Source organism: Pantoea sp. alder81 (assembly GCF_020179835.1).
Classification (GTDB): Bacteria; Pseudomonadota; Gammaproteobacteria; order Enterobacterales; family Enterobacteriaceae; genus Pantoea.
Window position 1 is genome coordinate 42,495 of record NZ_JAIUDA010000015.1, and the last position, 14,656, is coordinate 57,150.

Consider the following 14,656-nt stretch of genomic DNA (forward strand, 5'->3'; position numbering starts at 1 on the left):
GGAACCTTCGTGCCTGGTGTGCGGTGGTTCCAGCGCCATACCCTTCAAGCAAAGTTAACTCTGCAACACCTCAATGAATAATCACAAGTCTCTATACTTAACGTCATTCGTTAAATTGAGGGCGTAAGTTTTGACACCAGAATCTGAACATATTGATGCCATGGCCTGGCACGAACTGAATAACGCAGCAAAAGACCGCCACGCCGGGTTTCGTTATCTCAACGTCTGCACCATCGACACTGAATCAAAGCCACAGGCTCGCATGATGGTGTTAAGACGAACGGACAGTGCCCAGCGGCTTTTGGAGTTTCACACCGATATCCGCAGTGCAAAATGGCAGGAATTAGCCATCAACCCCGCCGCAACGGTATTGGGTTTCTGCCCGCAATCGCGCCTGCAATTACGCTTGCAGGGATATTTTAAACGACATGATCCTTCAAGCGCTCTCGCCGAGCAAACGTGGCAAGGGTTGCCAGTATGGACGCGCAGGAGTTATACAGGCGGGCCGCCGGGAGAAGAATCGCTGTTTCCGCGCGATCAAAACCGACATGCTGAAAGTGAGGAGAGCGGGGAAGACGGTAAACGCCATTTTGGTGTGCTGATTTTTCAGGTTGAGTCGCTCGACTGGTTCCAACTTCAGCGCAATGACAACCGCAGGGCACGATTGATTTATTCCGCAACGGGAAGTCTGACTTCATTCACCTGGGTTAACCCTTGAAGATTCTGCATCCTTCCATTCCCTCGTAATAACAGCCTCGCTTTATTATCTGTGCACCGCAAATAACACGTTGTGGGTGATGTGGATGACGTCGGGGGATTACCCACGGTCTGAATTCGAAAATCAAAAAAAGTCTGCTGCACAAACCTCTCAGGTCCAACGATTTACCGTGACTCAGATCTCATTTTTCAAATCCTGACTATACTCATACCTTTCTTTACACAGTTTTTGGCTGTGTTTTTAGCAACCCATGGAAGCTCAAATGCAAAACTCTTCTCCGCCCCCATCGGATGATGGCGGCTCGCTCAATTTAACCGTGCAGCAACGTCTGTTTTTTGTGGTGTTAGTCGCCACCATGGGCGCGCTGGCGTTCGGTTATGACACGGGCATCATTTCCGGTGCTCTTCCCTATATGACTCTGCCGACCTCGCAGGGCGGACTTGATCTCACGCCCTATACCGAAGGGCTGGTCACTTCCGCGCTCACGTTCGGCTCAGCGTTCGGGGCCTTTGCGAGCGGGTTTGTCTCTGACCGCTTTGGACGACGTATCACGCTGCGCAGCCTGGCCGTGTTATTTGTTGCTGGTGCGTTAGGCACCACCATCGCGCCCAATCTTGAAATCATGGTGGTGATGCGATTTATCCTCGGATTCGCCGTGGGTGGGGGATCTTCCACCGTTCCGGTGTTTATCGCTGAGATTGCGGGTCCGAAACATCGTGCGCCGCTGGTCAGCCGTAACGAGTTAATGATTGTGTCAGGTCAGTTGCTGGCTTACGTCGTCAGTGCGGCCATGAGTCTGTTACTGCATGATCCGAGCATGTGGCGCTATATGCTGTCGCTGGCGATGATTCCGGGCGTGCTGCTGTTTGTGGGTACTTTTTTTGTGCCGGCCTCACCGCACTGGATGGTGGCTGAAGGGCGTATTAACGAGGCGTTGCGTATTCTGCGGAAATTGCGTGAGAATCCGCGCGAAATCAAAAAAGAGATGGCGGAGATGCGCCAGAACGCCCGTGAAGCTCGTCATGGGCCACCTGCTCGTGAACTGCTGAAGGAAAAATGGGTAGTACGATTGCTGCTGCTGGGCTGTGGCATGGGGATCGTTGCACAATTCACCGGCGTGAATGCCTTTATGTATTACACGCCCATCATTCTGAAAAGTACCGGTCTGGGAACCAGCGCGTCGATCGCAGCCACGATAGGCAACGGCGTGGTATCTGTGATCGCGACCTTTGCCGGCATTAAAGCGATCAGTCATTTCGGTCGCCGACCGATGCTGATCACCGGATTATCGGTTGTTATCGCCATGCAGCTGGCGCTGGGAGCGGTGCTGGTGCTGATGCCGCACAGTTTAGTGCAAAGCCTGCTGGCGCTGGCCTGCATCCTGGTATTCCTCTTCTTTATGCAGATGTGTATTTCGCCCGTGTATTGGCTGCTGATGTCTGAGCTGTTTCCGATGAAAGTGCGCGGGGTGTTAACCGGTTCAGCGGTGGCTTTTCAGTGGATATGTAACGCCATCATTGCGCTAGCTTTCCCGCCACTGCTGTCGCTGGTGGGAAATAATGCGTTCTTTATCTTCGCCGCCATCAACGTGGCTTCGCTGGTGTTTGTCGCAGTGATGTTGCCGGAAACCCGTGGCAAATCGCTGGAAGAGATCGAATCGCACATGCGTGAACATTTTGGCGAGAACAATCCTGAAACGGTGACTTCAACGTAATGGTTTACATCGTGTCAGGACCCGCTGCTGTCCGTGTGGCTTTTGCCTGCACGGCGGCAGCGCTCTGAGCAGTACTGCACCTCTTCCCAGCAATTTTCCCACTTTTTACGCCAGGTCATCGGTTTATGGCACTGCTTGCAGTAGCGGACGGGCAGGGATTTTTTGTTTCCTTTGAAATCTTTCATATCGTGTTGCCTGCGAAGAAGTGGGCCAGCATTCATCAGTTAAAGGAGGTTTAACCGGGTTTTACTCAATAGTAATTTTAGAACATCACCAATATCGCGATTAACTGGCATTCAAACCCACCATTGAATACATTTATTCCACAATCACCGCTTGTCGCCTTGCCGACAGTTTATTCCCCAAACGGAAGCCAACCTATCATTCAGGAACTCATTCCATGCGTAAAACCGACCATCTTGGGGGGATCACGGCGTTCGTGGCTACGGCCCAGCACGGCAGTTTCACCGCAGCCGCTGAACGACTGGGGCTCACCAAATCGGCTGTGGCTAAAAGTGTCGGCCGACTTGAGGCGCGACTTGGCGTTGAGCTGTTCCTGCGTTCGACCCGACGTCTTAGTCTGACACCGGATGGCGAACGATTCCTGGCAAGCAGCCAGAGCGCCATTGAGATTCTGGAGCAGGCAGAGGCTGAGCTGACTTCGCATATTGCGGAACCTTCCGGACGATTAAGGATAGATCTGCCTGCCGCGTTTGGCAGGCAGCGCATCCTGCCTCATCTGCTGCGCACGCTACGTCAGTATCCGGAACTCTCCATGACCGTGACGTTCAGTGAACGATTTGTCGATCCTATAGAGGAAGGAATCGACCTGGTGGTCCGTATTGGTGAGCTGGCTGACAGTAGCGGACTGATAGGACGGCGTCTGACAACGCAGAAGCTGGTTATCTGTGCCTCTCCTGATTACCTGCAACGGGCCGGCGTGCCCGCTGAACCTGCTGATATGAGTCACCACCAATGTATCGTTGGCCTTCGTCGCAATGAACCGAAAATTTGGCTGCTGAAAAACAGCCTGGGGCAAGTCACACGCTTTACGCCGCCGGCGACGCATGAATTTGCTGATGGCGATGCGATGCTGGCGGCTGTGCTCGCCGGGTGCGGATTGTCTCAGCTGCCGCTGTGGCTGGTCGGGAAATATCTTGCTAGTGGGGAACTGGTTGAAGTGCTGAGTGGACATGCAGGAGGGGAAATGCCGGTGAGTGCCTTATGGCCGAAAAGCCGTCAGCTGCTGCCCAAAATCCGCTTTATGGTGGATACGCTGGTTAAGGCGGCGGAAGAGGGATTGCTGGACTGAGTCAGCATGAGAGAAAACAATTTCGCCCCCGATCGAAGGCGAAATTTTGCCGACCTAATGGCAGCTTGTTACTTAACTCTGTCTGGCTGAGCGTAAGGCTCCGGAACGATGCTCCGCATTGTCAGCACGCTGTTTTATGAAGATGCTGATAAACGCCAGCACGGCAAAAATGATGCTGCTCAATACCACCGATCGGGTGCCAAACTCGGCAATAAACCAGCCGCCAGCCAGGGAACCAATGGTGATGCCGAGATTGGAAAACGACATGTAAAGACTGTTGGCAAATTCGGGTGCCTGGCTGGCTTCACGCATCAGCCATGTCTGGCTAATCACCAGCCCCGAGGAGTGGAATGCACCCCAGAAAACAGTCAACAGGCACATGGCCAGTAAGGAGCTGCCCGTTATCCAGATCAACACCAGTACCAGCGCAAATAACAGCGGATAGAGGTGGGTGGTTTTCACTACGTTTTTCTGCAGAAAACTGCTGAACACGAAGTTACCAATGAAGCCGCAGATGCCAAATACCAGCAACAATCCACTGATGGTGTTGTTGTTCAGATGCGTAATGCCAGCAAGGTAATCGGCCACGTAGCTAAAACTGGAGAACATCGCCGCAAAGATCATCGTCACGGTGATGATGGTCAGCCACAGCTTGCCGTTACGCAGCACGCTAAGTTGGCTGGCAAAGGAGACCTTTTCTTTTGCTGGCAGCGAGGGAACGAACAACAGAATGCCGAGAAACGCAATAAAGCAGGCCACCGCCGCAAACCAAAAGGCAGCAGCCAGCGAAATATGTTCAGCCAGCAGCGTATTCAGCGGTACGCCGAGCACCAGCCCGATCGCCACACCGGCAAATATTTTGGCTGCCGCACCCGCGCTCTTCTCTTTCGGAACGGACTGGGTGGCGACCACCAGCGCAACAGAAAAGAACACAGCATGCGTAAGCGCAGGCAAAATGCGGAAAATCAGCATGGTGTTGAAAACGTCGGTGGTGGCATAAATCAGGTTAGAAATTACAAACACCAGCAGGATGGCGAGCAGCACCGTTTTCTTGTTCAAACCCGAAAGCAGTAATGTGATGAAAGGACCGGTGATGGCGACAATCACCGCGTAGATGCTCACCAGATACCCGACCTGCGTTGCTGTGACGTGCAGCTGTGAGATGAGTTTGGGCAGTAAGCCGATGATGCCAATTTCCGTGGTGATGACGCCAAAGACGGCAACGGACAGCGTCAGTAAAAGGAGTGAACCCTTGTTTTGCATTGTCATACCTATGTTCAGGTTGTTATTGAGCAGGTGAAGACCGCCGCGCAAAAATATCCAATGTGAATAATTTCGAGGGGCGTTTAGGAAGGGGAATTCTTACGGAATTTCAAAAATGCGGAAATATCACTATGCGCGGAGAAGTGGAGACATAAATTCGTCAATGGGGAAATGCTAGCGTCGCAGGTTTAAGGGCTGAGCGGCTCACAAAATGAGACCGCCCCTAAAAATAACCCTACAACCCTGCGACATCCTTGCCCGGGATCGCCGCGACTAAGGATTTCGTGTAGCTGTGCTGTGGCGCGCTGAAGACCTGTTGCGGGGTGCCCGTTTCAACCACATCGCCTTTGTACAGCACGATAATGTCGTCACAGATCTGGCTGGCGACGCGCAGGTCGTGGGTGATAAAAAGAATCGATACCTGGGTTTTCTGCTGCACCTCTTCAAGCAGCGCTAATACCTGCGCCTGCACGGAAACATCCAGCGCCGACACAGATTCGTCGGCAACCAGCAACAGCGGGTCAAACATCAGGGCGCGGGCAATGCCAATGCGCTGGCGCTGACCGCCGGAAAACTCGTGCGGATAGCGCTCATAGGCGCTGGGTTCCAGGCCGACCAAAGACAGCAGGCGTAGCGCTTTTTTTCGCACCTCTGTCGCCGTCATGCCGCCATGCGTGAGCGGGCCGACGGAGAGAATAGTGCCGATGGTGTGGCGCGGATTGAGAGAAGCGAAGGGATCCTGAAAAATCATCTGAATGAGCGGACGCAGCGGGCGGAATTCCACTTCGGGGATCGGCACAATATCGCGGCCGTCGAAGCGGATTTGTCCTGAGTCAGCGGCAAGCAGCTTTACCAAAAGGCGTCCGAGTGATGACTTGCCTGATCCAGACTCGCCGACCACGCCCAGCGTCTGCCCTTTGCGCAATATAAAGCTGACCTTATTCAGGGCGCGCACCTCCCGGCCACGGCTAAAAAATTCGGAAGATTTACGATAGGTCTTACACAGATCAACCGCCTCCAGCACGATGGGCTGGTGATCTTTGCGCGCGCGCTCGTCCTGACGCAGATGCGGCACGGCAGCAATCAGCTGTCGAGTGTATGGATGAGCGGGGGAACTGAGTACCTTTTCGGCCGGGCCCTCTTCCACAATCTGTCCGCTGCGCATCACGATCACACGGTCGGCGATCTCCTGCACCACGCCAAAATCGTGGGTGATAAACATCACACTCATCTGCTTGCGCGTTTGCAGAGTGCGGATCAGCTGTAAAATCTGCGCCTGGGTGGTGACGTCGAGCGCGGTGGTTGGCTCATCGGCTATCAAAACGTCAGGATCCAGCGCCAGTGCCATGGCGATCATCACGCGTTGGCGCTGACCACCAGACAGGTTGAAGGGATACTGATGCTGCACGGTCTCAGGCTCCGGCAGACCGACCTCGGTCAGCAGCGAAAGCACCTTTTGCTGGCGCAACGGTGGCGTGCCTTCATTATGCGCTTCCATCACCTCGGCAATCTGCTTGCCGATGGTCATAATCGGATTCAGTGCCGACAGCGGGTCCTGGAAGATAATGGCGATGGATTTGCCTTGCAGATTGCGCAGCAGGCCGGGCGAGGCGGTTAGCAAATCGACGTCCTTGAGGCGCATCTCGCCCTGGGTGACAGTCAGCGCGGGCGGTAGCAGTCCCATCGCCGCATGTGCCGTCACCGATTTACCCGAGCCAGACTCGCCGATAATACACAGCATCTCTCCTGGCATCAGGTCAAAAGAAATATCCTCTACCGCGCAGGCGCGATCCATCCCTTTGGGCAATGAAACCGTTAAATGACGAACCGATAATAAAGCCGACTGAGGCTGGGCCATATATACTCTCGCACTGAAAAGTGGTCGGTAAGTTAAATTAGCATCGGCATTATGTGGCCGGAAAGATCGTTTTATTATGGTGCGATGTAAATTAACTGTTCAGTAAGTAATCACAAAATCCTATGGCAAAATTAGTTGTGACTGTCCACTAAATCCATTAATACTGATTTCGCAGTCACGAATTATCCGGTTAGCCCTGAAGCCCGCGAGGTGGAACGATGACGGAAGTTGCCCGTGAAACTGAATCTGAAGCCGCCACGTTTCACGACCTGGGCGGCCTGGAAAGCCTGTTAAGTTTTTATATCCGCAGCATCAACATTGCCGTCTCCCGCGATCTCGATAACAAACTTTCCGGCCTTGATGTGGCTAAAGGAACCGGTAAAATCAGTACCTTATTGATTGTTTCCCGCCATCCAGGCATCCGTCCCTCTGTCATTGCCGACCTGATTATGCGTGACCGTTCCTCAATGGGCCGTCTGGTCGATAAAATGGTGCAGCAGGGGCTGGTGATGCGCCAGAGCGACCCGGAAGACCAGCGTTCGCAGGCCCTGTATCTGACTGGCAAGGGTCAAAAGCTGGCGCAGAACGTGGTGGCGTTAACCCAGCAGCAGGACCGTGAATTCTTTCATATGGTCAGCGAGGATGAAAAAGCGCTGATGCTCAATCTGTTTAATAAAATAATGTGCTGGCATCGTCAGCAACGCAGCGATATTCGTTTTATTTAGCTGAGTTATTTATTTCACGTCTCACTGTTACAGGGTGATAAATACCCTGAGAAGGCTCTCGGCTTTTATCAATGAAATATTAAACTGGGAAATAAGATAATGCCTGGTCCACGAGTGGTGCCGGTTCACGGCGATGAAGTGTTACCGAAAAGCGTTGATGTCGTCGTCATAGGCGGCGGGATTATTGGCACCTCGACGGCACTGGAGTTGGCCGAGCAGGGGCTGCGCGTAGCGTTGTGTGAAAAGGGGCAGATTGGGCATGAACAGTCGAGCCGGAACTGGGGCTGGGTACGCATCTCACGCCGCGACCCGCGTGAAATCCCCTTGATGGCACAAGCGCTGTCAATCTGGCAATCGCTCGACCAGCGCATCGAAGCCGACACGGGTTATACCCGCGCGGGCATCGTGTTTGCCTGCCATAACCAGGAACAGATTGATCAGAACCAGCAGTGGTTGCAACAGGTAAAGGGCTATCCGGTCACCTCGAAAATGCTGGATGCCGGGCAGTTTAATCAGAAGTTTCCCGGTAACCGCATTGGGGCCGTAGGTGCGCTGTATACCCCGGAAGATGGCCGCGCCGAGCCGCAGAAAGTGGCTCCGGCGATAGCCGAAGCGGCTAGACGCAACGGCGCATTTATTCTCACCGAATGTGCGGTACGGGGTGTGGAAACCTCTGCTGGGCGAGTTTCCTCAGTCATCACCGAGCGCGGTGAAATCGCCTGTCAAAGCGTAGTGCTGGCGGGCGGGGCGTGGTCTTCGCTTTTTACCTCACGCCATGATTTGCGATTGCCGCAGCTCAAGGTGATCAACAGCGTGATCCGTACAGCGCCGTTAGAGGGCCCGACCGAGGCGCTGTGGTGCCATGGATTCGCCATTCGCAAGCGCCAGGACGGAGGATATACCGTGGCGTCTGGTCACGAAAACCTCTCGGATTTAGTGCCGGACGCGTTCCGCTACGCACACGATTTTCTCCCCGCGTTAAAAAGCGAATGGCGCTCGTTGCGCTTTCGCTTGGGTGGCCGCTTTCTCGATGAAGCGCGTCTGGATCGCCTCTGGAAGATGGATCGCGCCTCGCCGTTTGAATACTGCCGCGTGCTAGACCCCATCCCGTCTTATGCGATGGCCGATTGCGCCCTGGCGCAGCTTCAGCAGCATCTGCCTGCGTTTCAACCGGCAAAGGTCGCGCAGTATTGGGCGGGCTGCATCGACGTGGTGCCTGATGCCGTTCCGGTGATTTCCGCCGTCGATAGTAAACCCGGTTTTTTTATCGCCACCGGCTTTTCCGGTCATGGCTTTGGCATTGGTCCCGCTGCCGGGCGTTTGATGGCTGACCTGGTGCTGGGGCGTTCGCCGATCGTCGATCCGCATGCGTTTCGTTATTCGCGTTTTTCAGATGGCTCAAAAATAGAAATTCTCAGCGGCGTTTGACGCCCGCATTAACCTGACCAGAGGAATCCAGATGACTAAAAAGTTTGATGACATGCTGCCGCATCTCTCCCGACGTAAAGCGCTGACTTACCTTGTGGTTGGGGCGGCTTCGGCGGCGCTGCCGCCGATGTTCAGTTTCGGTGAGGCCTTTGCCGCGGCAGTCGCGACGCCCACCATGCGCAAAGGCCAGATGGTGATCGGCTTCTCACAAGAGCCGACAGTACTCAACCCGCATCTGCCGCACATCGAAGTCGATGAGGGCATTCACTTCAGCATTTTCGACCCGCTTTTTGCCATCAACGACAAAGGCGATTTTACACCGTCGCTGGCGAAGGAAGTACCAACGGTGGCGAACGGCGGTATCTCAGCCGATGGGTTACAGTTCCATATCAAACTGCGCGATGGGGTGAAGTGGCACGACGGCAAACCCTTCACCGCTGATGACGTGAAGTTCACGCTGGAGTTACTGGTCGATCCGGATTTTCGCAGCTGGCGCAAAACCGGGCACGAACTGGTACGCGATATCAAAGTCATCTCACCGACTGAAATCAGCTGGCGCATGGATAAACCGTTTGCGCCTTATCCGGCGATCCTCGCGTCTACCTTTATTGTGCCGCAGCACATTCTCGGCCCGGTAAAAGATAAAAACAGCGCGCCGTTTAATAACGCACCGATCGGAACCGGGCCGTTTAAGTGGCAGCAGCGCGTGCCCGGAGACCATATTGAGCTGGTGGCAAATACCGACTACTTCACTGGTGGGCCAGGTCTGGAGCGCGTGGTGTACAAATACATTCCGGACCTCAACGTGATGTACACCCAGTTTGCCTCTGGTGATATCGACGTGGTGGGGCTGCAATGGATTTCGGCTGATCATTATGACGATGCGAAAAAACTGCCGGGCAAAGTGGTGGACGTTTCCTCCAGCTCAACCATTGAGAACTTCGCCTTTAACCTGGGGCGCCCGCAATTCCAGGAGCTGGAAGTGCGCCAGGCGATCTATTACGCCATCGACAAGCAGACGATTATCGATTCGCTCTACTACGGCCTGCCAAAACCGACCGAAACCTATATGCCGCCCGGCTCCGCTTACTTCAATCCAAATCTGCCTAAACACGAGTTCAGCCCTGACAAGGCTAAAGCCTTGCTGGATAAAGCGGGTTGGAAAACCGGTTCCGATGGAATACGCCAGAAAAATGGCGTGCGTCTGGCGTTCACCAACTCCACGACCGCGGGCAATCATCTACGTGAGCAGATGCAGCAGTTCTTGCAGCAGTCATTCCAGGATATCGGTATTGAGATGAAGATCGCCAACCTGCCGCCGGCAGTGATGTGGGGCGAATACTGGATGATGTCGAAATTCGATACGGTGATCGTCGGCATGAGCTTCCTCACCGGAGCCGACCCGGATACCTCCGACTACCTGCGGTCGACCTCGATCCCGGCGAAAGGCGGGGCAGGGCAGAACACCTTCCAGTATCAGAGTAAAGCGGTTGACGATCTGCTCACCAAAGGTAGCACGCTGTTTGTACCGGAGGAGCGCAAGGCGGTCTACAACCAAATCCAGGAGATCGTGCGTCACGATATGCCGTTCCTGCCGCTGTTCCCATTCGCCAACGTGCGTGGCCACAAGCAGGGCGCAACCAATGTCATCCCTAACGTAAACGTGCGCATCGACAGCTGGAATGTCGCTACCTGGTATTGGGCGTAACGCCATAAGAGAGGTTCTATGCTGGGCTTTCTGCTACGGCGACTGGGCCAGAGCGTGATACTGCTTTTTCTGGTGTCGCTGATTGGTTTTGCTGCGCTGACGCTGGCTCCCGGCGGGCCGCTGTCACAGTACGCGCTGACGCCGGGCATGAGCCAGGAGGCGCTGGATCGACTGGCCGAGCAGATGGGCCTGAATCGGCCGCTGCCGGTGCAGTACTGGGACTGGCTGACGCATCTGCTGCGCGGCGACTGGGGACGATCCTATCGCGACGGGCAGCCGGTGCTTGCGGTTATCTTTTCTCACGTACCCGCTACGCTACTTCTGATGGTCACCTCGACCATCTTGGCGGTCAGTATTGGCGGCTGGGTCGGGGTGAAAAGCGCAGTGAAACGTTACAGCCTGTTTGATGATGTGGCAACCATGGCCTCGATGATCGCCCTGTCGATCCCGACATTCTGGTTCGGGCTGGTGGCGATCTATATTTTCGCGCTCAAGCTGCAGTGGTTCCCGGCCGGCAATATGTACACCGTCGGCGATGGCTCCTTTACCGATGTGTTGCACCACCTGGTGCTGCCGGTGATGGTGCTGACCTTCGTCGACGTTGCCGTCTGGAGCCGCTATATGCGCAGCGCGACGCTCGAAACCATCAACCAGGACTTTGTGAAAACGGCCCGCGCTAAAGGGCTGTCGCCACGGCGCGTGTTGTTGCGCCACGTGGTGGGTAACGCGCTGTTGCCGATGATTGCACTGGCCGGAATGCAATTGCCGATGATCCTCGGCGGCGCGCTGGTGGCGGAAACCGTGTTTACCTGGCCGGGCATGGGGCGACTTTTCCTGGACAGCCTCGGCTACAGCGATTATCCGGTGGTCATGGGGCTGCTGATGTTCTCGGCAATGATGGTGCTGATCGGTAATCTGGCGGCGGATGTTATCACTGCCCTGGTTGACCCGCGCATCCGTCCGGCTTAAGGAGAAAATGATGTCTGCGACTTCTGTTATGAACCCCGATGCGGGCGCTTCACGTTGGTGGCAAAACCGCACGCTACGACGTTTTATGCGCCATAAACTGGCCTGTGCAGGCCTTATCTTGATCGTATTGATGGTGCTGGCCTGCACATTTGGCCCAATGCTACTGCCGTTTGACGATCTGCATATCGATCTGCGTAATCGCTTTGCTCCACCGCTCACCGGATGGCACCTTTTGGGCACCGATCCGCTCGGGCGAGACACCCTGGCGCGCGTGCTGATGGCCGGTCGCATCTCGTTGCTGGTCGGCTTCTTCGCCATGCTGCTCAGTATCGCCTTCGGTGCCACCATCGGCATCGTCGCGGGTTATTACGGCGGTCGCACGGGCAATGTGCTGATGCGCATTGTTGATGCCTTTCTCTCTTTTCCCAGCGTGTTTCTGCTGCTGGCGCTGGCGGCATTTCTCAAACCCAGTCCGATGATGATCACCGTGATCATCGCCATTACCAGCTGGATGGAGGTGGCGCGCATCGTCGAAACCGAAGTGCGTTCTCTGCGCGAGCGCGAGTTTATTCTGGCGGCGAAAATGCTCGGCCTCTCCGGACGCTGGATCATGTTTCGTGAACTGCTGCCCAACGTGGTCGGGCCGATTATCGTCGCCGCCACGCTGACCGTGGCGCGTGCCATTTTGCTGGAAGCCTACATTAGCTTCCTTGGCTACGGCATCCAGCCGCCGCTGCCAAGCTGGGGAAATATGCTGAACGGGGCGCAACAATATCTGGTGCGTGCACCCTGGCTTGCTCTGGCTCCGGGTCTGGCGATCACCCTCGCGGTGACCTGTTTTAACTGTATTGGTGACGGCCTGCGTGATGCGTTAGACAGCCGCAGCCAGCATTAATCGGAGAGCGAGAACATGGCGCATTTTTCCCCATTTGAACAATCGTTATGGTTCGCCACGGCCGCAGCCGCCCCGGAAAGCCCCGTTCTAGCTGGTGAGGTGCAGGCCGATGTCTGCGTGGTTGGCGGCGGCTACACCGGGTTGACCACCGCGCTGGAGCTGGCGCAGCAGGGCGTGACAGTGGTGCTGCTCGAGGCGCAGGAAGCAGGGTTTGGGGGTTCCGGCCGTAACGCCGGGCACTGCACGCCAACCTTTACCCACTTCAGCCTGCCTCAGTTACACAAACTGCTCGGCGCGCCTTGGGCAGAGCGGCTCATTTCCCGGCAGACGCAGGCCAATCAACGTGTGACGGCGATGATCGACCGCTATCAGATTGATTGTGAATGGCAGCAGAACGGCTATATCCAGGCGGCAGCGTATCCTGGCGCACTGAAAACCATTGCTGAGAAGGTGCGTGACTATAACGCCGCTGGAGCGAACACCCGATTGTTGACTGCGAAGGAGGCCGAAGCGATGAGCGGCAGCTCGCGCTTTTACGGCGGCTGGTATCACCCTGAAGGTGGGCACCTTAATCCGCTTGGCTATGCACGCGGACTGGCGCGCGCGGTGCAACAGGAAGGTGGGTCTGTATATATTGGTTCGGCAGTCAGCGAGGTCGTGAAGCACGGCCAACGTTGGCGGGTAAAAACCGCGCAAGGCAGCGTGCTGGCGGAGAAGGTGATTTTCGCTACCGGGGCTTACACCGTAGCGGGTTGGCCGCAGCTTGAACACAGCTTCAAGATCATGAAGGTATTTGTCGCCGCCACCCAACCGCTAAGCGCCGCCACGCGCCGCAGCGTATTGCCAGACAACACCACTCTCCATGATGGGCGTGGCGACATCTATGTCTACAAGTACAACGCCGAAGGACGCATCGTCGCTTCCATGTTTCCGATGGGACAGCGTGGGCGCGATATGACGCTGACGCACCAGATTATGAGCGAGCGCCTGAAGTGGTTGCATCCGCAGATAACAGAACAGCTGCGCTGGGATTATCTGTGGTTTGGCGAGCTGGATATGCAACAGCGCACCATTCCACGCCTGTACCAGTTGGCGCCGGGTGTTGTCGCGGTAACCGGGCTTTCCGGGCGTGGTGTGCCGACCGGTAGCATGCTCGGTTCGATCCTCAGCGAGTGGGCACTCGACATACCAGAAAACCAGCTGGCGCTCAAAATCGAACCGCTGCACCGCGCACCCTTCTGGATGGGTTTCGGTCCGCAACTCACGCTGCGTTGGTATCGCAGCCGCGACTGGTTACGCAGCAAATTACAAGGGGCGGCGCTGCCGCCTCATGCCTGATAAACGGGGGAGCAGAGATGGTAGTGACAACACAGCGCGTGGCAATGATCAGCGGAGCCAGCCGGGGGATCGGGGCGGCGATTGCCACCGAATTACTTAAAGCGGGATGGGCGGTGAGCCTGGGCTGCAGAGCGCCGCAGGAGGTTGGCCATCCTCATCCAGACCGCCAGATAAACTGCCGCTATGACGCGCTTGACCCTGCCAGTGACGAAGAGTGGATCGCCCAGACACTGGCGAAGTTTGGACGCATTGATGCGTTGATCCACAACGCCGGAGTGATGATTCCACGTTCAGTGCTGGAGGCCAGCGACGAAGAATTCGATACCCAATTCTCAGTCAACGTCAAAGCGCCGATGCGTCTCAGCCGCAAAGCCTGGCAGTATCTGGCGCTCAGTGGTGAAGGGCGGGTGGTGATGCTGGTATCGCTCTCAGGGAAGCGGGTGAAGTCGGCGCAGTCCGGACTGTACGCGATGAGCAATTTTGCGGCACTGGCACTGGCTCATGCCCTGCGCCGAATTGGAGATCAAGACGGTATTCGTGCCACCGCTATCTGCCCTGGATTTGTCGCCACGGATATGGGCACTGCACTGACCGAGATTCCGGCGGAAAAAATGACGCAGCCAGAAGATATTGCCGTGCTGGTACGCACCTTATTGATGCTGCCGAACAGCGCCAGTATCGCGGAAATCCCGGTTAACTGGACGGTTGAAGACCAGTATTAGAGGCAA

Annotated in this window: 13 protein-coding genes; 10 read left to right on the plus strand and 3 right to left on the minus strand. The window is 55.6% G+C overall.

Annotation, left to right across the window (positions count from 1 at the left end; all coding sequences use genetic code 11):
- The first annotated feature begins 130 nt into the window (after positions 1–130).
- Entirely contained in the window at positions 131–718 is a 588-nt protein-coding gene (locus LBW88_RS25175; protein ID WP_224934647.1) for a pyridoxamine 5'-phosphate oxidase family protein, read from the plus strand.
- Positions 719–980: 262 nt separating this feature from the next.
- Positions 981–2,432 (plus strand): sugar porter family MFS transporter, encoded by a 1,452-nt coding sequence (locus LBW88_RS25180; protein ID WP_224934649.1) that lies wholly within the window; start codon positions 981–983, stop codon positions 2,430–2,432.
- A gap of 14 nt (positions 2,433–2,446) precedes the next feature.
- Here the strand turns inward: LBW88_RS25180 and LBW88_RS25185 are convergent, their stop codons facing one another.
- Positions 2,447–2,587 carry a DUF2256 domain-containing protein gene (locus LBW88_RS25185; RefSeq protein WP_224934711.1) on the minus strand — a complete coding sequence of 47 codons (141 nt, stop codon included), beginning with the start codon at positions 2,585–2,587 and terminating at the stop codon, positions 2,447–2,449.
- A gap of 245 nt (positions 2,588–2,832) precedes the next feature.
- On the opposite strand from LBW88_RS25185, the gene LBW88_RS25190 reads away from it, so the two are divergent.
- On the plus strand, positions 2,833–3,744 hold the full coding sequence (locus LBW88_RS25190) for a LysR family transcriptional regulator (protein WP_224934651.1): 912 nt from the start codon (positions 2,833–2,835) through the stop codon (positions 3,742–3,744).
- A gap of 72 nt (positions 3,745–3,816) precedes the next feature.
- On the opposite strand, the gene LBW88_RS25195 is transcribed toward LBW88_RS25190, so the two are convergent.
- Complete coding sequence (locus LBW88_RS25195) at positions 3,817–5,013, minus strand: MFS transporter (RefSeq protein WP_224934653.1); 1,197 nt, start codon at positions 5,011–5,013, stop codon at positions 3,817–3,819.
- A gap of 229 nt (positions 5,014–5,242) precedes the next feature.
- The gene (locus LBW88_RS25200) at positions 5,243–6,865 is read right to left on the minus strand and encodes a dipeptide ABC transporter ATP-binding protein (RefSeq protein ID WP_224934655.1); all 1,623 of its coding nucleotides are present in this window, start codon (positions 6,863–6,865) and stop codon (positions 5,243–5,245) included.
- Positions 6,866–7,083: 218 nt separating this feature from the next.
- Here LBW88_RS25200 and LBW88_RS25205 point away from each other — a divergent pair, with 218 nt between their 5' ends.
- From LBW88_RS25205 to LBW88_RS25235, 7 genes are all read left to right on the plus strand, one after another.
- Positions 7,084–7,590, plus strand: a complete 507-nt coding sequence (locus LBW88_RS25205; RefSeq protein ID WP_224934657.1) for a MarR family winged helix-turn-helix transcriptional regulator — start codon at positions 7,084–7,086, stop codon at positions 7,588–7,590.
- 99 nt (positions 7,591–7,689) lie between these two features.
- Positions 7,690–9,018, plus strand: coding sequence for an NAD(P)/FAD-dependent oxidoreductase (locus tag LBW88_RS25210; protein WP_224934659.1), 1,329 nt, complete (start codon positions 7,690–7,692; stop codon positions 9,016–9,018).
- A gap of 31 nt (positions 9,019–9,049) precedes the next feature.
- Complete coding sequence (locus LBW88_RS25215) at positions 9,050–10,726, plus strand: peptide ABC transporter substrate-binding protein (protein ID WP_224934661.1); 1,677 nt, start codon at positions 9,050–9,052, stop codon at positions 10,724–10,726.
- 18 nt (positions 10,727–10,744) lie between these two features.
- Entirely contained in the window at positions 10,745–11,695 is a 951-nt protein-coding gene (locus LBW88_RS25220; RefSeq protein WP_224934663.1) for an ABC transporter permease, read from the plus strand.
- A 10-nt stretch (positions 11,696–11,705) separates the two neighbouring features.
- Positions 11,706–12,590: an ABC transporter permease gene (locus LBW88_RS25225; RefSeq protein WP_224934665.1), complete on the plus strand. Its 885-nt coding sequence runs from the start codon at positions 11,706–11,708 to the stop codon at positions 12,588–12,590.
- A gap of 15 nt (positions 12,591–12,605) precedes the next feature.
- The gene (locus tag LBW88_RS25230; RefSeq protein WP_224934667.1) at positions 12,606–13,928 is read left to right on the plus strand and encodes an NAD(P)/FAD-dependent oxidoreductase; all 1,323 of its coding nucleotides are present in this window, start codon (positions 12,606–12,608) and stop codon (positions 13,926–13,928) included.
- A gap of 17 nt (positions 13,929–13,945) precedes the next feature.
- The gene (locus LBW88_RS25235; RefSeq protein WP_224934669.1) at positions 13,946–14,650 is read left to right on the plus strand and encodes an SDR family NAD(P)-dependent oxidoreductase; all 705 of its coding nucleotides are present in this window, start codon (positions 13,946–13,948) and stop codon (positions 14,648–14,650) included.
- Positions 14,651–14,656: the final 6 nt, after the last annotated feature.

Excerpts from the sequence above, each read along its gene's own strand:
- LBW88_RS25180 (WP_224934649.1), top strand. The coding sequence starts at position 981 with ATGCAAAACTCTTCTCCGCCCCCATCGGATGATGGCGGCTCGCTCAAT.
- LBW88_RS25190 (WP_224934651.1), top strand. The coding sequence starts at position 2,833 with ATGCGTAAAACCGACCATCTTGGGGGGATCACGGCGTTCGTGGCTACG.
- LBW88_RS25195 (WP_224934653.1), bottom strand. The coding sequence starts at position 5,013 with ATGACAATGCAAAACAAGGGTTCACTCCTTTTACTGACGCTGTCCGTT.
- LBW88_RS25200 (WP_224934655.1), bottom strand. The coding sequence starts at position 6,865 with ATGGCCCAGCCTCAGTCGGCTTTATTATCGGTTCGTCATTTAACGGTT.
- LBW88_RS25205 (WP_224934657.1), top strand. The coding sequence starts at position 7,084 with ATGACGGAAGTTGCCCGTGAAACTGAATCTGAAGCCGCCACGTTTCAC.
- LBW88_RS25210 (WP_224934659.1), top strand. The coding sequence starts at position 7,690 with ATGCCTGGTCCACGAGTGGTGCCGGTTCACGGCGATGAAGTGTTACCG.
- LBW88_RS25215 (WP_224934661.1), top strand. The coding sequence starts at position 9,050 with ATGACTAAAAAGTTTGATGACATGCTGCCGCATCTCTCCCGACGTAAA.
- LBW88_RS25220 (WP_224934663.1), top strand. The coding sequence starts at position 10,745 with ATGCTGGGCTTTCTGCTACGGCGACTGGGCCAGAGCGTGATACTGCTT.
- LBW88_RS25225 (WP_224934665.1), top strand. The coding sequence starts at position 11,706 with ATGTCTGCGACTTCTGTTATGAACCCCGATGCGGGCGCTTCACGTTGG.
- LBW88_RS25230 (WP_224934667.1), top strand. The coding sequence starts at position 12,606 with ATGGCGCATTTTTCCCCATTTGAACAATCGTTATGGTTCGCCACGGCC.
- LBW88_RS25235 (WP_224934669.1), top strand. The coding sequence starts at position 13,946 with ATGGTAGTGACAACACAGCGCGTGGCAATGATCAGCGGAGCCAGCCGG.